Origin of the sequence: Marinobacter sp. BSs20148, assembly GCF_000283275.1 — a bacterium.
Lineage (GTDB): Bacteria > Pseudomonadota > Gammaproteobacteria > Pseudomonadales > Oleiphilaceae > Marinobacter > Marinobacter psychrophilus.
The window spans coordinates 3,975,285-3,996,630 of sequence record NC_018268.1 but is presented as its reverse complement, the minus strand read 5'-3'; the positions used below and the strand labels follow the sequence as shown (position 1 = coordinate 3,996,630).

Here is a 21,346-nt window from a genome sequence, read left to right as displayed (position 1 = left end):
TGGCGCGGGTTTCCCCCATTCAGGGCGTCAGCTCAGATTGTTTGTACAGTCGCTCGCCCCGTGTTGTGTGGAAGCGCGCGACATCGATAATCTGCACGCTGTCGACCAAAGGCGCCGAGTGCAAATTGATCGCACTGGTTGCGTCTTAACAACTTTTCTGTGGGTTCAAAACCCCCATTGCGGAAATGACAGTCTTTTAAAAACCGGAATTAACGATATCAATAGCACCAGGCTCATGGTGATATTAAACGCCTTTAAACACGACGGCCGATTCAGGAAACGTCGCAAATACTGTCCAAAAAATACCCAAATCAACGAACAGGGTGAACCGAACAAAAAGAACAGCAGAGCAATCAGTACGACCTGCACACTGAAGGGCCCCAAGGTTGAGGTGAATGCCAGTACTGCGCCTACGGCCATCACCCAGGCTTTCGGGTTAACCCACTGAAACAATGCCGCAGCGGTGAACCCCAAGGGCTTGCCCGACGGATCATCCATGTTCACCACGGGGGTGCTGGCTATCCGGTAGGCCAGATACAGCAGGTACACGGCGCCTATCACTTTCAGTCCGTCCTGCAGCCTTGGGTATTGGCGAAAGATGTCCCCTGCGCCCAGCCCGACGGCCATCAACATTAGCGGAAAACCGATGTTGATCCCTGCCAGATGTCGCATCGTGCGGCCCATCCCGAAATTCGCCCCCGATGACATCAACATTACGTTGTTAGGTCCTGGCGTGACGCATGTGGCGATCACGAACAAAATGATCGAGTAATAGTCGAGACTCTGCATTGTCACGCTCCATTGATCAGCGTCAGCGGCGCCAGGAACTTGCGGATCTTTATAGGGCATATCATCCCAAGGCACCGAGGTGTATTACAGATACAGAAGTGATGAATTTTTTAAATACAGACTGCCTTTTTTCGTATAAAAATTTCAAAAAACCCCCTATCTGTCGCTTTTCAAGCAACAAACGAAAAGCTACAGTCAGAGTTATGACTCTTTATCTGAACCTCGCCGAATTCATCAGCAGCCGCATCGAGCAGGGCCTGTACGGGCCTGGCGAGCGCCTACCCTCTTTACGCGCCCTCAGCCATGAGCACGGTGTCAGCCTGACAACCGTGCAACAGGCCTACCATGTATTGGAATGTTCCGGGCTGGCGATACCGCGCGCCAGGTCGGGCTATTTCGTTCCCGCCGACAGGCGAGTGGCGCCATTACCGCAAATGGACCGTCCGATCTTGCGGCCAGTGAACATTTCCCAATGGGACATGGTTCGGGAGCTGATGCGCTACGATCAGAGTACCAGTACCGTTCAGTTGGGTTGCGGCATGCCGGATGTAACCGCGCCGACCCTCAAGCCGCTGCTGACCACAATGGCCCGTATCAGCCGGCGCAGTGACAGCGCAAGCCTGCAGTACAACCACATCCAGGGCGTATTGGCATTGCGTGAACAAATCGCTCGGCTGTCCATTGATTCGGGCTGCAGCCTGACCCCGGCCGACATAATCGTCACCAGCGGTTGCCAGGAAGCCCTGTCTACCGCCATACGCGCGGTTTGCGTGCCCGGCGACATCGTTGCCATTGCCTCGCCGAGCTACCACGGCATCACGCAAATTCTCAAGGCCGCCGACCTCAAGGCACTGGAGATTCCCACTGACCCTGTCACTGGCATCAACCTGGAAGCCTTGGAAATGGCCATGGAGCAATGGCCGATCAAAGTTATCCAATTGACTGCCAACTGTAACAACCCCCTGGGCTACATCATGCCCGACGATCGCAAGCTCAAGCTTGTCCGCCTGGCCCAGCGTTTTGACGTGCCGATCATTGAAGACGATATCTATGGTGATCTATCATATCGCTATCCGCGGCCGCGCTCACTGAAGTCCTTTGATGAGGACAATCGGGTTCTTCTGTGCAGTTCATTCTCCAAGACAGTGGCACCCGGCCTTCGGATCGGCTGGATCGCCCCGGGACGCTACCTGCCACAGGTGCTGCACATGAAATACATTGGCTCGGGCGCCACGGCGACACAACCCCAGTTGGCGGTTGCCGAATTCATCGCCAAGGGCAATTACCACCAGCACTTGCGTCGTATGCGCAAACAATACAAGCGCAACGGCGACCTGATGAGCGAATGGGTCAACCGCTATTTCCCGGCGGGCACCCGAGTCAGCCAACCCCAAGGGGGGTTTACGCTGTGGATCGAACTGTCGGAAGAGTTCGACACCTATGCCCTCAATCGCCTGTTGGAAGCGCAGAACGTGCAAGTGGCGAGCGGCAATATTTTCTCGGCGGCGGGGAAATACCGTAACTGCATTCGGATGAACTTCGCCAACCTGCCCACTCGCAAAGTGGAGATGGCGGTGCTGAAGGTCGGTCAGACCATCGGCCAACTCATGGAACAGGAGCCGAGCGACGTCCGCGTCGGGACAGCAGGAACAACAGTAGCGGCGAAAACCTGCCTGTAGTAAGCGACCTTCGTGTTACTGTCGTTCGCCTTTAATCAGTCGCAAAATTGATTAAAGACATCGCAGTTCCTGCCGATAAGCCTACCTATATGAGTATTCTTTATAACCCGCCTGCAAAAAGACGAGGACATACTGTGCAACTAACTTTCGGGCAAAAGCTCTTGGTCACATTTGGCATAATATTAGTGCTTTTGATGGGCACTATTACCATTGTTGGCGACATGCGGCTGAAAAGCACAACGAGCACCTACGTCGACGCACTGATCAAAGACGCTGTGGCGCAGAACACGTCCAGTATCGCCGAATGGCTTAATACCCGGTTGGTGATGACAGAGGCTGTGGCGGAAAGTCTAGGAAACGCACAGAGTGATGAACAGAGGCGTAATATTTTACAAACCGTTTCTACCGGCGGTGGCTTCATTAATGTGTATCTCGGTAATAAAGAGGGTCGCATGCTTATGGAGTCAACGGCTGCGGAAGCAACGCTCCCAGCTGGCTTCGACCCCCGCGGTCGCCCGTGGTACAAAAAAGGCATGGCGGAAGGCAAGGCTTCGTTTACCGAGCCATATCGCGACGCGTCGAGCGGCGAAATGATCATTACCGCTTTGGCGCCTGTTAGCGGTGGAAGTAACGTTGGTGTGGCAGGTGCGGATATAAGCTTGAGCGCTATCAAAAAAATGCTCGGCACCATAACGCTTGCAGACACTGGCTACGCGGGCCTGGTTAATGATGAAGGTGTTGTCCTGTTCCATCCCGACAGCAAGTTGATCGGAGAAAACATTAAAGATTTGATTGGCGTGCCGCCCAAGTTTGACGGGCTTCGTCAATTCTATGAATCAGGCGATGTGGCGTGGCGAGTCGCTTTTCACCCGATTAAGAATGCGCGAGGCGTCGACTGGTATCTGGGCACTTTTGTGAACGTCGACAAAATCAACGCTCCCATGCAAAGCGCCCGCACGACCGGGATGATCATTGCGCTCGTGGGTTTGCTGGTATCGCTGTTCATTTTACACGCGGGTATCAAAATACTGATGGCCCCAGTGCGGCGTTTGAACTCTGCAATGGCAGACATCAGTTCTGGTGATGCCGACTTAACCCAGCGCCTGGATGCCAGTGCCAAGGATGAATTCGGAGAACTCGCGGGCAGCTTCAATAGCTTTATCGAAAATATTCAAGTGGTCGTGCACGATGTTCTAAGTGGCAGTGATGACCTCGCAACGAATGTGGTCGCATTGAAAAAAACCGCCAGCGCAAGCCGGTTGAGCGTTGAAGGCCAGCAAGCCGAAGTGGATATGGTGGCAGCTGCTATTAACGAAATGTCCGCAGCCGCAGGTGAAATCGCCCAGAATGCTCAGCAAACAGCCGATGCGGCCAGTACGGCCGATAAGGAAAGCCGAGCTTCATTGGAAACCGTCGACCAATCCAGAGATGCGGTGCGAAAACTGTCGCAAGAAGTGAATGCTGCAGCCGAAGTCATCAACAATTTGGGCAAAGATGTAACTTCGATAACCTCGGTGCTTGAAGTAATTCAGGGAATTGCAGAACAAACCAATTTGCTGGCCCTGAACGCTGCAATAGAGGCGGCTCGTGCGGGCGACGCCGGCCGCGGGTTTGCCGTGGTAGCGGACGAGGTGCGAAACTTGGCCCAAAGAACCCAAACCAGCACCAAAGAGATAAACAGCATGATCGAGCGCCTGCAAAAGGGGGCTAATGATGCTGTTGCTGGGATGAACGCGTCTAAGGCTGTTTCCAATGTCAGCATGGAGAAAGCTCAGGACGCTATGGATGCATTGAACCGGGTAGCCGATGCAATAACGTCCATTAGCCAGATGACAATGCAAATTGCGACGGCTTCTGAAGAGCAAACCTCAGTGACCGAAGAGCTCAACGCATCCATCACGCGCATCGCAGACCAAGGCCAAGAGGCTTCCGCTGCCGCGAGTGAGAACGATGTTTACAGTGGTCATATTGAAACCATTGGCCAAACTTTAAGCAAGAATGTTTCCCGCTTCAGGGTTTAAGAGTTAAGCCGTAGACGTCTCATAGCCTCTTCATCGAGGCTGTGCTGATGGTGGTGTATCTGCTGGTGTCCTGATGGCGCAGAAAAGTGACCGGGGGCCGGGCCTTAACGGCTATCTTGGTCGAGATTCAGGTTGTTTCTGTTCAAGTTCCAGAGCCGCAGCATGATGCTGCGGCTACTATCAAATCAGCTTCTTGCTGCGGCCGTAACGATCAATTCAACCTTTAATTCAGGCCTTGCCAGGCGTGCTTCACCACAAGCTCGGGCAGGGGCATGGCCAGCCGGTACCCACGCGTCCCACACCGAATTCATAGCCTTAAAGTCAGCCATATCAGAAAGCCAGATGATCACCTGCAATAAATCTTCACGGCTAGAACCAACGCTCGTTAATAGTGCATCAACGCGGGCAAGTGCTTCACGGGTTTGGTCAGCTACGTCATCAGAGGCATTGCCGACTTGGCCAGCCAGATACACGGTCTGATTGTGAACAACAACGCGGCTCATCCGAGTGCCTGTTTCAAATCTTTGAATTTCCATAAATTCCTCTTGGTAAAAAATCTAATTTAAGATGATAGCAGCAATGCTGTTATGGCACCCAAGCGCACTTTTAAGGCTTTTGTGGTGGCGTAGTCATCCGTTTTTGAGTGTGCCAAACGGTACTTTCTGATGCAGACTAAAAGTTGGCGTATTATCGTGCTAATTTTGAGGGTCTATTTTATGCGCTTACCGACGAACTAGGCTTCTGCAAAGCCCTCGAAGCTGCGTTCTCGTACACAAAATTGTTTTAAGAAAATGGATTCAATCACCATGACAGATCAGATCAGAGTAGCCATTGCCGGTTATGGCAGTTTGGGCCGGGGCGTGGAAACGTGTTTGGCACAAAATTCAGACATGGAGCTGATTTGCGTGTTTAGTCGCCGTGATTCTGCCAGCGTGACACTTTTAGATCAAAAGGTGCCGGTATACGCTATGGCGGATGTCGAGCAGTATCAGGATGAAGTGGATGTGATGATTCTGTGTGGTGGTTCTAAAACCGATCTACCGGAACAGGGGCCACACCTGACGCAGTTTTTTAACACGGTGGACAGTTTTGACACCCATGAAAAAGTGAATGAATACTTTGCAGCACTCAATGGTGCAGCACAAAAGTCTGGCAATATTGCGCTTTTGGCTACGGGCTGGGACCCCGGTCTAATGTCACTGAACCGCCTGTTTGGTGAAACCATTTTGCCGGAACGTAAAACCGATACCGGAACCCACAGCAAACAGACCATTGAGTGCTCTTTGGCTCTGGGCAATAACCTCGAGTTCACCGCCAGTGTTCTGGTAGCCTACACTCGGGCTGTTTACAGGCTGGCGCGCTCAGGTGAAATTGGAGCCAAAACCGTGTTTGATGTCGCACCGGGTTTGCTGTCACCCAAAAGTCCGTCACAGCTGCGCAAAGAGCTGCTCTGATTACAACGCCCGCGGAGAATACAATGGCTCATTCCAATGAGGATTGAAGCAGAGAACCTGCCAGACAGCACCATCAGCTGCTCAAGCTGCCAGGCCAGCTGCTGTCGCCTCGAAGTTATGTTGATTACAGAGACCGGCGTGCCAGAGCGCTTCATTGCAACCGACCAGTGGGGTAGCCGCACCATGGCCCGACTGGACGACGGCTGGTGCGCCGCGCTGGACCGCAACACCATGTCTTGCTCAATTTATCAGAAGCGCCCGTTCATCTGCCGTGAATTCGAAATGGGTGGTTACGAGTGCATAGTCGAGCGTGCCGTTCCTTAGTGTTCCTTAACAAAAGTTCGTCTTGTTATTTAACCGGCTAGATAACCGAGCAATCGACCCAATGATCCGGCTCGCCGTTTTTCGCTAAACGAAGGGTTTAGGGTCATTTCAGGCACTTGACTTCAAGCGGCTGATAGTTACTTCTCGTTGAACGTGTATCTACGATGACACCGACCCCGAAGTAGGACAGGTCTTATGAACAAGCTCGATACGGCACTTTTGAACCTTCTGATCAAAGACGGACGCACTTCCTTTGCGGACATTGCGCGCCAACTGAATGTCTCCCGTACCCATGCCCGAGCCCGTGTTCAGGCGATGGTCGAGAGCGGCGTGATTGAGCAGTTCACTGCGGTGATCAATCCGGAAAAGCTGGGTAAAGTAATCTCTACTTTTATTGATCTAAAGGTAGCACCCATTGCAATTGAAGCCGTTGCGGACGACTTGGCATCCAAGCCGGAAGTGGTCAGCCTTTATATCATGACCGATCTCAAAAGCCTGCACATCCACACCCTCACGGACAGCTACGAAACCTTCAATTCGTTTGTTAATGAGAACCTGTTTGCCCGCCCGGAAATTCTCGCCATTGAATCAAGTGCGCTGCTCAAACGGGTGAAACATCGCCGGGGCGGTGCTCGACTCTAAACGCTACTGTCATCGGCAGACTCTGCTCCAGGTTCGGGCATTTGGACGGATCTGGTGCAGATATGACAAACGGATGCGATGGTGGCATTTTACTTCCGTTTGTTGATCTTGCCCTTCGAATTGAATGCTGAATGTTCAGTTTTTTGCTTTTCACCCATCAAGGTGATGCCGAGTGTGACCTTGTTATAATTAATTTGTGCGCTCTAACGATACATAATTCTTCCACAGAAACTCTTCTGTAGATAGAAAATAAGCTAATAAAAAGAGTGAGTTATTTGCTTTTTAAGATGTGGCATAAGGCCTGCATAAACCTGTGAAGACGGTGATCGAGAATAGCGCTGTCCGTTCTCAAACGATTTCACAGGTGCTTTCAATATGACTATCAACCGACGCAAATTCCTGGGCGCTGCCCTTGCCTCCACTACCGCAGGTATTGCTTTTGGCACGCCCGGCATTGTGAGCGCGGCCGCCTCGAAGGAAACTTTCAACCTGAAGATGACGAACGCCTACCCGCCAGGCTCACCTTTTTATGTTCAGGGGCCGGGTAGCCCGACAGACTTTTGTCAGAAAGTGGGTGAGATGTCCGGCGGTCGTTTGAATATTTCCCATTTCGCCGCAGGCGAACTGATTCCCGCACTGGAAGGTTTTAACGCGGTTGCCCAAGGCACCGTCGAGATGAACGCGGCGAATGCCTATTTCTGGGCTGGAAAAATTCCAGCCGCGCAGTTTTTTACCACGGTGCCATTCGGGTTGAACACCCAGGGCATGATGTCTTGGCTCTACCATGGCGGCGGTCTCAAATTATGGCATGAGCTTTATGAGCCGTATGGCCTGATCGCATTTCCAATGGGTAATACAGGTGTGCAGATGACCGGCTGGTTCCGTGATCCGATTGAAACGGTCAGCGACCTGAACGGCCTCAAAATGCGTATTCCGGGCCTCGCCGGCAAAGTCTACAGCGAGCTTGGTGTGTCTGTTCGCCTGTTGCCTGGTGGCGAGATTTTCCCCGCCCTGGAACGCGGTGTCATTGATGCCGCAGAGTTTGTTGGCCCCTACCAAGACCGTCGCTTGGGTCTACATAAAGCAGCTAAAAACTATTACACCACCGGCTGGCATGAGCCCACCAACGTCACCGAGCTTCTGATCAATAAGAAGGTTTGGGACAGTTTGCCCAAAGATTTGCAGATGATTATTCAAATGGCTGCTCAGGCTTCGGTGCTGGAAAGCCTAGCCTGGTCTGAGGCTAATAATGCTGATGCTCTGAGAGATCTGGTTGAAAACGAGGGTGTTATTGCCAAGCCACTGCCTGCGCCCATTGTCAGCCGTCTTAAGGAAGTGACCAGCGACACGCTCTCAACCATGGCGAACTCTGACGAGCAGATGAAAAAAGTCTACGACTCCTTCATGGCGTTCAAAGACAAACACAGCTCTTGGGCCTCCCTGAGCGAGAAACCCCTGCTAAATCTGTAACCGGAGCTTCGCCTTGCGAACGATCGTTAATGGTCTTGAGTGGCTGGTGGAGCAAATGGGTGGGCTGGCACGCTTCTGCGTGCTTGCCCTCGTTCTGATGGTAGCGACCAATGTGATTTTGCGGTACCTGTTCTCCATCGGGCCGGTATCGTTGCAGGAGCTGGAGTGGCATCTGGTATCGCCAATCGCGCTGCTGGGTTTGTCCTATTCCATGAAACACCGAGCGGATGTGCGAATAGACTTTCTCTACGAGCGCTTCTCTGTGCGTCTTCGTGCCTTGGTGGACATGCTGTCGTCGCTGTTGACCGTTGCTATAGGGGGCATCATTGCCTGGCTGTCTATATTCTACGTAATTCAGTCCTACAACCTGAACGAGGGCTCCCCGGACCCGGGTGGTCTGGCTTTTCGTTATCTTCTTAAAGCATTTATACCTTTGGGTTTTGGATTGCTGCTGTTACAGGGTGTGGCGGATTGCTTCCGTGCCCTTATCCAGTTTCGTAATCCTGACAAAGCCATGCCGGTTGCGGCGCAGTTAACGGCCGAGGAGCCAGTATGAGTGGTAACGAATGGCTCGTGATTGGCATGATTGCAGGCTTTCTGGGGCTGATGATTCTTGGAGTACCAGTGGCTATCTCGTTGGCGGTATCCGGCTTCGTAGCGGGCTATCTCGGCTTCGGTACCAATTTGTTTTACCTGATGCCTGCGCGTCTTTTTGGTGTGGTAACCAATTACACACTTCTGGCGATTCCTCTGTTTGTGTTCATGGGGGTCATGCTGGAGAAATCGAAAGTTGCCGAGAACATGCTGGAAACGATCGGCAAGGCGATGGGTGGTCTGAATGGCGGCATGGGTCTGGCAATTATTCTGGTTGGGGTATTGATGGGGGCCTCCACAGGCATCGTTGGTGCCACCGTGGTGACCGTTGGTTTGTTGACGCTGCCGGCATTAATGCGGCGGGGTTATTCGCCGAGCGTGTCCTGCGGGACCATCTGTGCGTCGGGTACGTTGGGTCAGATTATCCCCCCCAGTCTGGTACTGATTTTGCTGTCGGATATTGTCGGGGAATCGGTGGGGACACTGTTTGCGGCGGCGTTCATACCAGGGCTGATCCTCGCCAGTATTTACATAGTGTATTTGCTGCTGCTCGGGGTGTTCAAGAAGGAGCTGGTTCCGGCAATCCCAGCAGAGGAAAGGGCTTTGACCAGCCGCAAGAAGCTCATCAAAGATCTCTTTGCCCATGTCATGCCGCCGTTGCTGTTGGTGTTTGCGGTGCTGGGGTCAATCATTGGAGGTGTTGCCGCGCCGACTGAAGCAGCCTCTATGGGAGCGTTGGGTGCACTGCTGATTGCAGTAGTCGCTAAGGGTTTCAACCCCGCAATGCTTAAGGAGACCCTCCATGGCACGTTGGTTATTTCGGCCATGGTGTTCTTCATCCTGCTCTGTGCCCAGCCATTTTCTCTGGCGTTTCGGGGGCTGGGTGGGGATCAAATGGTGCATGCCATGTTCGATCTGCTGCCGGGCGGCGAGTTCGGAGCGCTCCTGTTTCTGATGGTGGTGCTGTTTGTGCTCGGTTTTTTCCTGGAATGGATCGAAATCTCTTACATTGCCCTGCCGATGTTCTTACCGGTGTTTATGAATTACGGCACAGACATGGTGTGGCTGGCGATCATGGTGGCCATGAATCTGCAGATGTCATTTCTCACACCCCCCTTTGGTTGGGCGTTATTCTTTCTCAAGGGCGTTGCGCCAAAAGGCATCACCACCCGTGACATTTATGTCGGTGTCTTGCCGTTCGTTGCACTACAATTGCTGGCTTTGGTGTTGCTCTTTCAGTTCCCGTCTCTGGTAACCTGGCTACCAGAAGCAATTGGCTGGTAATTCTCAAACTGGAATTTAGTATGGATTTTTTTGCTGATTATTCCATTGGCTGGCTGGCGGGTCTGGCGCTGTCGCTGATGGTCACTGGCATTATAGCTGGCCTTATGGCCGGGCTACTGGGCGTTGGTGGCGGCATTGTGATCGTGCCGGTGCTTTATCACCTGTTCACATTTCTGGGCATCGATGAAGCTGTCCGCATGCATGTGGCGGTAGGCACGTCATTGGCGACGATTATCCCGACCTCCATTATGTCTTCTCGCGCCCATTTAAAACGTGGAAGCCTGGATGCGGATATTCTTCGGAAGCTTATACCGGGTGTCATTGTGGGCGTGGTTATTGGCGCTGTTGTCTCTGGTTTTGTGGATGGCCAAGTATTGACGGCCGTGTTCGCCACTATCGCATTGTTGGTGGCCTTGAACATGGCTTTCAAAAAAGACAGTTTCAGTGTTCGTGACGGTCTGCCAGGACCTGCCGGTTCCGGTGTGTTGGGGATGTTTATCGGCGGCATTTCGACCCTGATGGGAATAGGTGGTGGCACTCTAAGCGTGCCGGTTCTAAGCGCCATGCGAATACCCATGATCACGGCGGTCGGGACGGGTGCTGCGCTGGGGTTTGTGATCAGCGTGCCGGGCGCCATCGGTTTTCTGATCAACGGCATTGGCGTTGAGTCGCGGCCACCGTTCACGCTGGGGTATATCAACCTTGTCGGCCTGGCGCTGATTGTGCCGGCCACGATGCTCATGGCACCGGTGGGCGCGCGGTTAGCACACTCGATCAACGCCACTGTACTCAAGCAGCTGTTTGCGCTGTTTCTGTTTATCACGTCGTTGCGGATGTTCTACGGATTGGTAATCTGATGAGCCGCCAATACCCTCAATATAAGACTGACGTTGTGGCGCATTCCGGAGAAAGTCATCATGCTTAAAACCGTCTATTCAGCGAACGGTATGTTTGTAGCACCCCACCACCAGGCGGCGCATGCAGGCCGTGATGTGCTTCGCGAGGGTGGTAATGCGGTAGAGGCGATGGTTGCCGCGGCGGCTTCTATTGCAACGGTCTACCCTCATATGAACTCTATCGGCGGTGATGGCTTCTGGCTGATCCACGAGCCCGGTAAGGCGCCGGTGGCTATTGACGCCTGCGGTCGTGCAGCGGGTGCAGCAACCCGCGGGTTTTACCAAGGTTACGAGGCAATACCTTCCCGTGGCCCGCTTGCGGCACTGACCAGCGCTGGCACGGTCGCCGGCTGGCAGGAGGCACTGGCTATTGCAGGTGGTTGGGGTAAGCCAATGCCGCTGGCACGGTTGTTAGCACCGGCCATCGACCAGGCAACCCGAGGCATTGTTGTCACCGAAAGCCAGGCTGCACTGACAGCTGCAAAAAGTCATCAGATGAGCGACGCGCCTGGGTTTTTTGAAACCTTTATGCCCGGTGGCAAGGTGCCACAGCCGGGGTCACTGATGAAACAGGCGGCTCTGGCGAACACTCTTGAGCAACTGGCCCGGGCTGGACTGGACGATTTTTATCGAGGTGAACTTGGTAAAGCCATGGGTGATGAGCTGTCGCGCCTGGGCAGCCCGTTAACCGCCGCAGACCTGGCATCTTGTCGGGCCATGCTGGTGTCGCCGCTGCAGGTAAAGGTGCGGGGCGCCCGAATTTTCAACCTGCCGCCACCGACTCAAGGGCTGGCATCATTAATGATTCTGGGTATCTTCGATCGTTTGGGAGTAAAAGAAGCGGAAGGTTTTGACTATATTCACGGCCTGGTTGAAGCCACCAAACAGGCGTTCCGCGTGCGCGACCGTTTGGTAACAGACCCGGACAGATTGCCGGGAGTGCCGTCAGATTATCTGTCCCCGGAGAAACTGGCAGCCATGGCTGCAGACATTGATCCCGCCAAGGCGATGCCATGGCCCGATCCTGCCAGCCCGGGCGACACCATCTGGATGGGGTGTATCGATAACGCGGGCCGTGCCGTCAGCTTTATACAAAGCATCTATTGGGAGTTTGGCTCTGGCGTGGTGCTGAAAGACACCGGCATAAACTGGCAGAACAGGGGCATCAGTTTCTCCCTGAAACCCGGCGCGTTGCAGGCGTTGGAGCCCGGCCGTAAACCTTTCCACACCCTGAACCCGGCCCTTGCGCATTTTGATGATGGACGGGTGATGAGTTACGGCACCATGGGCGGTGAAGGCCAGCCTCAGACCCAGGCCATGGTGTTCAGCCGCTATGCTCTGTTCAATCAGGGTTTGCAGCAAGCCGTGACCGCTCCGCGATGGTTACTTGGCCGCACCTGGGGCGACACCAGCACCACACTGAAACTGGAAAGCAGGATCGCACCGGGGCTGGTCGACGAACTTAAAGCAGCAGGGCATGTCGTTGAGCCACTGAATGAAGCCTTCAGCGATACCATGGGCCATGCCGGCGCATTAGTGTTGAGGCCGGACGGCGTTATAGAAGGCGCAGCCGATCCCCGAAGTGATGGTTGCGTCGCCGGGTTGTGAGTGCCCCGTAGGCAATCCCCAACGTCTGCGTCGGTATCAATGTGTTATCGTGATGAAAAGCTACTAGTACGCGAGCTATTCAAATCGTGACAGCATGAAGTGAAGGGGTGATTGGCAATGAACATAAACGACGTGGCGTTTTCAGTATTGGATTTAGCCTCCACAAAAGACAACGATGAAGGCGCCGCGCCGGCTTTGCAGCGCTCACTGACGCTGGCTAAACATGTGGAACAGTTAGGCTTTAACCGTTACTGGGTGGCCGAACACCACAATATGGACGCCATTGTCAGCTCCGCCACCGCGGTTGTGGTTGGTTATCTGGCGGCGGGTACGCAGAAAATTCGCGTGGGGGCTGGGGGCGTTATGCTGCCAAACCACGCGCCCATCGTGATCGCCGAACAGTTCGGCACTCTGGAAGCGCTTTACCCGGGCCGTATTGACCTGGGCTTGGGCCGTGCGCCAGGCACGGACCCACTTACATCCCGCGCTTTGCGCAAACACCTGAGCGGAAGTGTGGATAATTTTCCTGCGGACGTGGAAGAGCTGCAGGCATTTCTGGGGCCGCGCCAGCCAGGCCAAAAAGTTGTGGCTATGCCGGGTGTGAACAGCAATGTGCCAATCTGGTTGTTAGGCTCCAGCTTGTTCAGCGCACAACTGGCGGCAAAAAAGGGTTTGCCTTACGCCTTTGCGTCGCACTTTGCGCCGCGCATGATGATGCAGGCTATAGAACTATACCGCAGCCAGTTTCAGCCGTCGGAATTTCTGGACAAGCCCTATGTGATGCTGGGTGTGCCTTTGGTTGCAGCAGACACCGATGAGCAAGCCGAGTTGTTGGCCACCACCACCTATCAACGCATATTGTCGTTAATCCGTGGTCAGAGCCTGAAGATGCGCCCACCAGTCGCGAGTATGGATGACCTGTGGCATTCCCAGGAAGAGCAAACTGTGCGAGATTTTCTGGGCCTGGCGATGATTGGCAGTGGCGACACCGTCAAACAGAAACTGCAAACGCTTTTGCAGCATACCCAGGCGGACGAGCTTCTGTTCACCTGCGATCTTTACAACCAGCAAGACCGCTTGCGTTCGTTTGAGATTCTGGCTGCTCTCAAGAGTTAGCCGGGCTTTAAAACTCGGGCCAGAAAACCTTGGTTTGTTATTTTTCTTGAGCCGTTTTTACCCGTATTTTGTTGCTGCCCAGACGCGTTTCGTGCAACTTTGCCCTGGCCAGTTTTGCTTGTTTTGCGTCGGGCATCTCAACGAAACCAAACCCTTTTGATTTGCCGGTTTCTTTGTCCAGAACCAGAGTGCATTCGGTCACGGTGCCATGTGCCTCAAACAGCTCGCGGATTTCCTGTTCGGTTGTGGTGCGGGCGAGATTACGAACTAATAGTTGCATGGTTGGCCATAATGATAAGGGGTGATAGAAATTAGTGCCCGCGATTGTTTCAGTATGGCTGGATAAGAACAAGCGCAACAGCCAACTTTGCGTTTAGTGCCCGCCTTTTCTCGCTGATCATAACACTGGGTTGCCGAGCCTTGAGCTGCAACTAGTGTTTGTCGAAGTTTTCTAGAAACCGATAACGCTCTGCGCGCGCTGTGCGCACCTCTGCTTCGCGATTGTTCGTCAACACTTCTTGCACGTAGCTGATGTGTTCGCTTGCTTTGCGCCGGGCGTCGTTTGGCCGTGCTTCCATAATGGCCCGAAACAGCTCGCTATGCTGGTTCACCAGGCGCTCACGGGTTTCGCCGCGCAGCTCGTACATGCCGCCAATGTTCGTCACCACGTTGCGTTTGAGTAGGTCAAACAGGCCGCGCATGGTGTGCAGTAACACCATGTTGTGGCTGGCCTCGGCAATAGCCATGTGAAAGCGCGCGTCGGTAACGCCTTCTTTGGAGCGAGCCTCTTGGGTGTGGGTACTATCGCTGTAACAGGCCTGAAGTTCATCAAAAGCGGCCTGCAAGTGTTTGCGATCTACTTCGGTGGCGCGCAAGGCGGCGTAGTAGGCACAATCTGCTTCCAGGGTGTGGCGGAACTCCAGCAAATCCTGGTGGGCCTCTGGGTGGCTTTCCAGCAGCGCCAGTAATGGGTCGCTAAAACTAGACCCCAGCTTGTCGGTGACGTAATTTCCACCGCCTTGACGGCTGACCAGCAGCCCTTTGGCCACCAGCTTCTGCACCGCTTCTCGCAGTGACGGCCGTGAAACCCCAAACTGTTCGGCCAGAGCCCGCTCTGCGGGCAGCCGTTCGCCGGGCTTCAGGGCGCCTTCCAGAATCATGCTTTCCAGCCGATCCATAATCGTGTCAGATAGCCGGCGTTGGCGAATCTGTGGCAATTCCATCTTTGACACCTTTGGTAAGACCAATTCCTAAATCTAACAAGGTTTTGCCGTCTCCATCAATACCCTCGTACGACTACGTACACTAATGTCTATTAAATTTCGTTTGACACTGGGCCTGATGTTTTTTTAACCTGTCGGCACTAGATTGTAAATTGGTATTACCAATTATAAGAGATCTAGCTAATAACAAGTACAGGAGCTCTTTGATGTCGACGGGTTTATTTGCCTTTGTTCCTCTTCTGCTGATCGGCCTGCGGCGGCCGGCTCGCCACGCCATGGCCGCGAGGGTGCAACGTTGCGCCGCACGGTATGGCCAACGCTGTATTACGTGCTGATGACAGGCATAATTGCCTTGATTGCGGCCTATGTGTTGGACTTTACAGACCCGTTAATGGCTCTTTAACCAGCTGAGGGCTCTTTAAGTTAGCTGAAGGCTCTAGAACATTGTATTGAAGGCGCCCCGTGCTTGCGGGGCGCACATCCTGCAACTGGAACAGGACATGCCTGATGATTATTTCTGCGTCTACCGATTACCGCGCTGCGGCCAAACGTCGGCTTCCACCTTTTTTGTTTCATTACATCGACGGCGGCTCATACAACGAGCACACGCTTAAACGCAACGTGGAAGACCTGTCAGACGTTGCCCTTCGCCAACGGGTACTGAATGACATGACCCAGCTGGACCTGACCACCGAGCTGTTTGACGAAACCCTGTCAATGCCGGTAGCTCTGTCGCCGGTAGGTTTGACCGGCATGTTCGCCCGTCGCGGTGAAGTGCAGGCCGCCCGCGCCGCAGCTAACCAGGGCGTGCCGTTTACCATGTCGACTGTGTCGGTGTGCCCGATTGAAGAAGTGGCCCCCGTCATCAGCCGGCCTATGTGGTTTCAGCTGTACGTGTTGAAAGACCGTGGTTTTATGCGCAACGCGCTGGAGCGAGCCAAAGCGGCGGGCGTAACCACCCTAGTGTTTACTGTAGACATGCCAGTGCCTGGCGCCCGCTACCGCGATGCCCACTCCGGTATGAGTGGGCCCTACGCGGCGCCACGTCGCATATTACAAGCAATAACCCATCCGCGCTGGGCGCTGGATGTAGGCGTGCTGGGCAAGCCCCATGACCTGGGCAACATTTCTGCTTACCGCGGCAGCGCCACCGGCCTGGGCGACTACATTGGCTGGCTCGGCAATAATTTTGACCCGTCCATCTGCTGGAAAGACCTGGAATGGATTCGCGAATTCTGGGATGGCCCGATGGTCATCAAAGGCATATTAGACCCCGACGACGCCCGTGATGCCCGCAGCTTTGGCGCCGATGGCATTATTGTATCGAACCACGGTGGCCGCCAACTCGACGGTGTGCCTTCTACTTGCCGCGCCTTGCCTGCCATTGCGGACGCAGTGAAAGGCGATATGAAAATTCTGGTGGATTCAGGCATTCGTACCGGTCTGGATGTATTGCGCATGCTGGCCCTGGGCGCCGACTGCACAATGATCGGGCGCGCCTACATTTACGCACTGGCGGCGGATGGTGAAGCGGGCGTTACTAACCTGCTGAAATTGATTGAAAGCGAAATGCGCGTAGCGATGGTGCTCACCGGCGCGCGAACCATTGCTGACATCAGCCCTGAATTGCTGGTCCGCGAACTAAAACAGGCGGCCCGGTAGGCCCTTATTGGTAATAAGAGAGTTGTTATGAGTTTGCCCGCCGATTTTGTGAGTGCCGTGAATCAGCTGATTCCCGAACAGCGTCGTTTTGACGATCCTCTGTCAACGCTGGCGTTCGGCACCGACGCCAGCTTCTACCGCTTGATTCCCAAGCTGGTGGTGCGGGTAAACGCCGAACACGAGGTCGTCGCGCTGCTGCAATTGGCGGGCAAGCACCGAGTACCGGTTACCTTTCGGGCCGCCGGTACCAGCTTGTCGGGCCAGGCCATCAGTGATTCGTTGCTGATTGTGCTGGGCGATGGCTGGAGCCGTCGGGATATTCTGGATAACGGTGCCCGTATTCGCCTGCAACCGGGTGTGATTGGCGCCCAAGCTAACGCCGTTCTGGCGCCTCTGGGGCGCAAAATCGGGCCAGATCCAGCGTCTATTAACGCCTGCAAAATCGGCGGTATTGTTGCCAACAACGCCAGCGGCATGTGCTGCGGAACCGCACAAAACAGCTATAAAACCCTGAATGCCATGCGCCTGGTGCTGGCAGATGGCGAGGTGTTAGACAGCGAAGACCCCGCCAGTGTAGCCGCCTTCAGCCGTCGCCACAGCGAACTGCTGGAAAAGCTGGCGCAATTAGGCCGGGACACCCGCGCCAACAGCCCGCTGGCGGACCGAATCCGTCACAAATATCGAATGAAAAACACCACCGGCCTGTCGCTGAACGCACTGGTGGATTTTGACGATCCGCTGGATATTCTGACCCACCTGATGGTGGGCTCTGAAGGCACCCTGGGCTTCATCAGTTCCGTCACTTACAACACCGTGCCCGAATACCCGCACAAAGCCACCACTCTGGTGGTGTTCGGCAATGTTGAAGACTGCTGCCGCGCCGTGCCGCTGTTGAAGCCGCAGCCGGTGGATGCGGTCGAATTACTCGACCGACGCAGCATACGATCGGTGGAAGACCAACCCGGCTTGCCAGCCTGGGTAAAAGCTCTGTCAGACGATGCCTGTGCCTTACTGATTGAAACCCGTGCCGCTAGCCAGTGGCTGCTGGACGAACAGATAGAGCAGATTCGCGCGGTGCTGGCGCCGTTCCACGTGGAACAACAGGTCGATTTCACCGAAGACGCCACCTTGTCTGGCCAGCTGTGGGCCATCCGCAAAGGCACATTCCCAGCTGTCGGCGCCGTGCGCCCCACGGGCACCACGGTGATTATTGAAGACGTGACCTTTCCCATCCCACAGTTGGCGGAAGGCGTTAACCGACTGATCAAGCTGTTTGAAAAACACAGTTACCACGAAGCCATCCTGTTCGGCCACGCTTTGGAAGGTAACCTGCACTTTGTGTTTACCCAGAGTTTTGACGACCCGGCCCAGGTAGAGCGTTATGCAGCGTTTATGGGTGAGGTGGCTCAGCTGGTGGCCGTGGAGTTTGGCGGTTCCTTGAAAGCCGAACACGGCACAGGCCGTAACATGGCGCCGTTTGTGGAGCTGGAGTGGGGGGCCGACGCCTACCAGCTGATGTGGAAAATAAAGCGCCTGCTGGACCCACAGGGAATATTGAATCCAGACGTGGTTCTGTCTGAAGACCCCGGCATCCATCTGAAGAATCTCAAGCCCATGCCAGCGGCCAACGAGATTATCGATAAGTGCATTGAGTGCGGTTTCTGCGAGCCGGTGTGTCCGTCTAACGGTCTGAGCCTGAGCCCGCGCCAGCGCATTGTGATCTGGCGTGACATTCAGGCCAAAAAACGCGCGGGTGTAGATACCCGTGAGCTGGAAGAAGCCTATCAATATCAGGGAATAGACACCTGCGCCGCCACGGGTCTTTGCGCCCAGCGTTGCCCCGTGGGGATCAACACCGGGGACCTGGTGCGCGAACTGCGCGCCGGCAAGGCGCATCACAATAGCCGTGCTGATTGGCTGGCCGCACACTTTGCGACGGCCCTGAAGGGCACCCGGCTGATGCTGGCAGCGGCCGACACCGCCAACCGTTTGTTAGGCGCACCCCGCCTGCAGCGTTGGACCGAAGCCAGTAAAAAACTCAGTGGTGGTCGTGTTCCGTCCTGGAATCCCGCTACGCCGCAACCGGTGCGCTGGGTTGAACATGCGAAACCAGCGGTAGCCGCTGAAAAGCCGCGGGTGGTGTACTTGCCAGCGTGCGTATCCCACGCCATGGGCCCGGCGCGTTCTGACAGCGAGCAGGCGCCGCTGCTGGAAAAAACCCGACAGCTGTTGGAAAAAGCCGGCTACGAGGTTGTGTTCCCAGAGGCCATGGATTCGCTATGCTGCGGCCAGCCGTTTGCGTCCAAAGGCTACCCCCAGCAGGCGGATCGCAAACGCAGCGAAATGCTGGCAGCGGTAAAACGGGCCAGCCGCGACGGCCGCGACCCGATCTACTGCGACACCAGCCCCTGCACCCTGCGGTTGCTGCAACAGCAGGATCACGGTCTGGATATTTACGATCCAGTACGGTTTATTCGCAGCCATCTGTTGGATCGGCTCGAGTTTATGCCACAGAGCGAATCCGTGGCGGTACACGTTACCTGCAGCACCCAGCATCTGGGGGAAGGGCAGGCACTGATCGATATCGCCCGTAAGTGCAGCACCCATGTTGTGGTGCCAGAAGACATTCATTGCTGCGGCTTTGCTGGCGACAAAGGCTTCACCACGCCTGAACTGAACGGCCACGCTTTGCGAACCTTGCAACCGGTGGTACAGCATTGCACCGAGGGTGTATCAACTAGCCGTACCTGTGAAATTGGATTAAGCAGCCACAGTGGCGTGGATTACCACAGCCTGGTGTATCTGGTAGACCGGGTAACTCGGCCAGTTCAAGCCCTTACCTGAAAATTAACGGGCTTTTATGTGCAGATTTTTGGCGCTCTGATAGTCTTAAAAAACGTTTCAGTGGATTAAGGTGAGCGCGATGGATTGCCTTTTTGTGTTGCTTCTCAAACCTGGCTACCGCACATACAGTTTGGCGTTCATGGCTGTATGTACGGCCTGCCTGTTCGGTTTTGCATTGGCGTCGCCACCGGCGTTAGCAGACCCAACGCCAACTCGTCAGACTTTGCAGGTGGGCTACACCACCAAATTCGTCTTTTTACCCCTCAGCCGCCTGCTGCAGCACCTGCGTGACGGTATAATAGACTTGGCTCCGGGTCTCAGTGGCACGCCGTTGGTGGTTTACGAAACCCTGGAAAGCTGGGAAAGCCCGGTGAATCTGGAATTGCACGCCTCGCACCTGAACACAACAGAAACACTGAAAACTTTTGACCAGATCAAGCACAAACGTGTGATTGTCATCAGCGGCTATAACTATGGCGGGCTGATGTCGTGGATGGAGAAACAGAGCGATATAGCCCTGACCGAAGCGCCAAACCGTCGCGCCGCAATTGATATGCTTAAGCGCAATCGTGGTGACTATTTGGTGGATTATCACAAGCCTGTGCAGGCATTGCTGTCGGCGCCTGGCGACGAAAATCTCCATTCCACCAAGCTGTTATCACGGAAAGGCGTTTGGGGCTAGGCTATAAAATTATTGGCTTTCCGAATTTATAAGCGCTATGGCGCCTTAACAAGTTGTATATCGCCATACCAGGCGCTTGCTTGCTCGCCGGTGTTGTCGGAATCCGACATGATGGCAATGCCGATAATGGCTGGCGGTTCTTCCCCAAAGGCCTTGCGGTAGTCCGCCGTAATATCCCGCTCAACGCTCACCCAGTCACCGGTTTTTTCCGCGCCGCTGCTCACCGCTAACATTCGGGTTTTATCGGTGTAAGGGTTATTCACCCATTCGCCAATAGGCAGCTGGTTTGCCCAAATGTAGTTAATAGCATTACCCGGCAGCGCTTCTCCGAACATCACCTCCACTGCTTTGCGCTTTGCGCGCTCAAAAAAACCGGCGTTGTCGGGCTGAAACTCAAAAGCCACGTAAATGCGCGCCGGATAGTCATCACCGTTTTTACTGCGGGCATCGCCCTTGGCAAACACATTCGACACCTTCCAGCGCCAGCGCAGAATCAGCGAATCCTGAGGCTGCACGTTTACCCGCGCAATCAGCCCGGATGCGCTTCCAGCCGTGTCGGCTTTGACCACCTGAACACCGTCTTCAACCAACAGTTGATAGTTGGAGTGCTGATCTATGTTGGGGAATTCCAGAGGCTCCCAGCCGTCGGAGATGCTTGTCATCTCAGAGAAACGGGGCAGGTGGGGCGCTGTCTCTTCTGATTGAGAAAATGCAACGGAACTGAACATGAACAACGCCAGTATCGCGAGTGTTGTTGAGAATGCCGAGAGTATGGAGACTATCTTGTTCATTGGGTTATTCCCGTATATAGTGTTTAGGTTCTTGGTCAAATACCAGATGTAGTGAGCTACGATCATTTTTAACGGCTTAAATCACTATAGCTGGTAACGGGAATCCGGTGAGACTCCGGAACTGACGCGCAGCGGTATTGGGGAACAAGTGTGGCACAAAGACACTGGCAGTTGCCGGGAAGTCGCCACACAAGGCCGAACGAACAGACACACCGTTCACGCCCCTAAGTCCGAAGACCTGCCAAGAACGCATCACTGCACCTTCGC

The 21,346-nt window shown here is 54.5% G+C and carries 19 protein-coding genes and 1 riboswitch; of the genes, 14 read left to right on the top strand and 5 right to left on the bottom strand.

Going from position 1 to position 21,346, the window contains the following annotated elements:
- Window positions 1–165: 165 nt before the first annotated feature.
- Window positions 166–789 (bottom strand): LysE family translocator, encoded by a 624-nt coding sequence (locus MRBBS_RS18275; RefSeq protein WP_041635387.1) that lies wholly within the window; start codon window positions 787–789, stop codon window positions 166–168.
- Between the two features lie 203 nt (window positions 790–992).
- Here MRBBS_RS18275 and MRBBS_RS18270 point away from each other — a divergent pair, with 203 nt between their 5' ends.
- Complete coding sequence (locus tag MRBBS_RS18270; RefSeq protein ID WP_014873099.1) at window positions 993–2,468, top strand: PLP-dependent aminotransferase family protein; 1,476 nt, start codon at window positions 993–995, stop codon at window positions 2,466–2,468.
- A gap of 134 nt (window positions 2,469–2,602) precedes the next feature.
- A complete protein-coding gene (locus MRBBS_RS18265; RefSeq protein WP_041635386.1) occupies window positions 2,603–4,489 on the top strand; it encodes a methyl-accepting chemotaxis protein in 1,887 nt (628 codons plus the stop codon).
- 185 nt (window positions 4,490–4,674) lie between these two features.
- On the opposite strand, the gene MRBBS_RS18260 is transcribed toward MRBBS_RS18265, so the two are convergent.
- Entirely contained in the window at window positions 4,675–5,025 is a 351-nt protein-coding gene (locus MRBBS_RS18260; protein WP_014873097.1) for a RidA family protein, read from the bottom strand.
- Between the two features lie 270 nt (window positions 5,026–5,295).
- On the opposite strand from MRBBS_RS18260, the gene MRBBS_RS18255 reads away from it, so the two are divergent.
- The 9 genes from MRBBS_RS18255 to MRBBS_RS18215 all read left to right on the top strand — a co-directional run bounded on the left by MRBBS_RS18255 (window position 5,296) and on the right by MRBBS_RS18215 (window position 13,877).
- A complete protein-coding gene (locus MRBBS_RS18255; protein WP_014873096.1) occupies window positions 5,296–5,943 on the top strand; it encodes a diaminopimelate dehydrogenase in 648 nt (215 codons plus the stop codon).
- 36 nt (window positions 5,944–5,979) lie between these two features.
- On the top strand, window positions 5,980–6,267 hold the full coding sequence (locus MRBBS_RS18250; protein WP_014873095.1) for a YkgJ family cysteine cluster protein: 288 nt from the start codon (window positions 5,980–5,982) through the stop codon (window positions 6,265–6,267).
- A 195-nt stretch (window positions 6,268–6,462) separates the two neighbouring features.
- Window positions 6,463–6,909 carry an Lrp/AsnC family transcriptional regulator gene (locus MRBBS_RS18245; protein WP_014873094.1) on the top strand — a complete coding sequence of 149 codons (447 nt, stop codon included), beginning with the start codon at window positions 6,463–6,465 and terminating at the stop codon, window positions 6,907–6,909.
- Between the two features lie 375 nt (window positions 6,910–7,284).
- Window positions 7,285–8,379 (top strand): TRAP transporter substrate-binding protein, encoded by a 1,095-nt coding sequence (locus MRBBS_RS18240; protein WP_014873093.1) that lies wholly within the window; start codon window positions 7,285–7,287, stop codon window positions 8,377–8,379.
- A gap of 13 nt (window positions 8,380–8,392) precedes the next feature.
- On the top strand, window positions 8,393–8,935 hold the full coding sequence (locus tag MRBBS_RS18235) for a TRAP transporter small permease subunit (RefSeq protein WP_014873092.1): 543 nt from the start codon (window positions 8,393–8,395) through the stop codon (window positions 8,933–8,935).
- Window positions 8,932–10,257 (top strand): TRAP transporter large permease, encoded by a 1,326-nt coding sequence (locus MRBBS_RS18230; protein ID WP_014873091.1) that lies wholly within the window; start codon window positions 8,932–8,934, stop codon window positions 10,255–10,257. The genes MRBBS_RS18235 and MRBBS_RS18230 overlap by 4 nt, the downstream gene beginning before the upstream one ends.
- A gap of 20 nt (window positions 10,258–10,277) precedes the next feature.
- Complete coding sequence (locus tag MRBBS_RS18225; RefSeq protein ID WP_014873090.1) at window positions 10,278–11,114, top strand: sulfite exporter TauE/SafE family protein; 837 nt, start codon at window positions 10,278–10,280, stop codon at window positions 11,112–11,114.
- A gap of 60 nt (window positions 11,115–11,174) precedes the next feature.
- A complete protein-coding gene (locus MRBBS_RS18220) occupies window positions 11,175–12,761 on the top strand; it encodes a gamma-glutamyltransferase family protein (protein WP_014873089.1) in 1,587 nt (528 codons plus the stop codon).
- A 117-nt stretch (window positions 12,762–12,878) separates the two neighbouring features.
- Complete coding sequence (locus MRBBS_RS18215) at window positions 12,879–13,877, top strand: LLM class flavin-dependent oxidoreductase (RefSeq protein WP_014873088.1); 999 nt, start codon at window positions 12,879–12,881, stop codon at window positions 13,875–13,877.
- Window positions 13,878–13,914: 37 nt separating this feature from the next.
- Here MRBBS_RS18215 and MRBBS_RS18210 read toward each other — a convergent pair whose 3' ends face one another.
- Complete coding sequence (locus MRBBS_RS18210; RefSeq protein ID WP_264641174.1) at window positions 13,915–14,235, bottom strand: RNA recognition motif domain-containing protein; 321 nt, start codon at window positions 14,233–14,235, stop codon at window positions 13,915–13,917.
- A 73-nt stretch (window positions 14,236–14,308) separates the two neighbouring features.
- Window positions 14,309–15,100: a GntR family transcriptional regulator gene (locus tag MRBBS_RS18205; RefSeq protein WP_014873086.1), complete on the bottom strand. Its 792-nt coding sequence runs from the start codon at window positions 15,098–15,100 to the stop codon at window positions 14,309–14,311.
- A gap of 507 nt (window positions 15,101–15,607) precedes the next feature.
- On the opposite strand from MRBBS_RS18205, the gene lldD reads away from it, so the two are divergent.
- The 3 genes from lldD to MRBBS_RS18190 all read left to right on the top strand — a co-directional run bounded on the left by lldD (window position 15,608) and on the right by MRBBS_RS18190 (window position 20,288).
- Complete coding sequence (lldD, locus tag MRBBS_RS18200) at window positions 15,608–16,762, top strand: FMN-dependent L-lactate dehydrogenase LldD (protein ID WP_014873085.1); 1,155 nt, start codon at window positions 15,608–15,610, stop codon at window positions 16,760–16,762.
- 27 nt (window positions 16,763–16,789) lie between these two features.
- Window positions 16,790–19,606, top strand: coding sequence for an FAD-binding and (Fe-S)-binding domain-containing protein (locus MRBBS_RS18195; protein ID WP_014873084.1), 2,817 nt, complete (start codon window positions 16,790–16,792; stop codon window positions 19,604–19,606).
- A 79-nt stretch (window positions 19,607–19,685) separates the two neighbouring features.
- On the top strand, window positions 19,686–20,288 hold the full coding sequence (locus MRBBS_RS18190) for an amino acid ABC transporter substrate-binding protein (RefSeq protein WP_014873083.1): 603 nt from the start codon (window positions 19,686–19,688) through the stop codon (window positions 20,286–20,288).
- 35 nt (window positions 20,289–20,323) lie between these two features.
- Here the strand turns inward: MRBBS_RS18190 and MRBBS_RS18185 are convergent, their stop codons facing one another.
- On the bottom strand, window positions 20,324–21,016 hold the full coding sequence (locus MRBBS_RS18185; RefSeq protein WP_041635385.1) for a DUF3047 domain-containing protein: 693 nt from the start codon (window positions 21,014–21,016) through the stop codon (window positions 20,324–20,326).
- Window positions 21,017–21,131: 115 nt separating this feature from the next.
- Window positions 21,132–21,340, top strand: a riboswitch (cobalamin riboswitch).
- Window positions 21,341–21,346 lie beyond the last annotated feature (6 nt).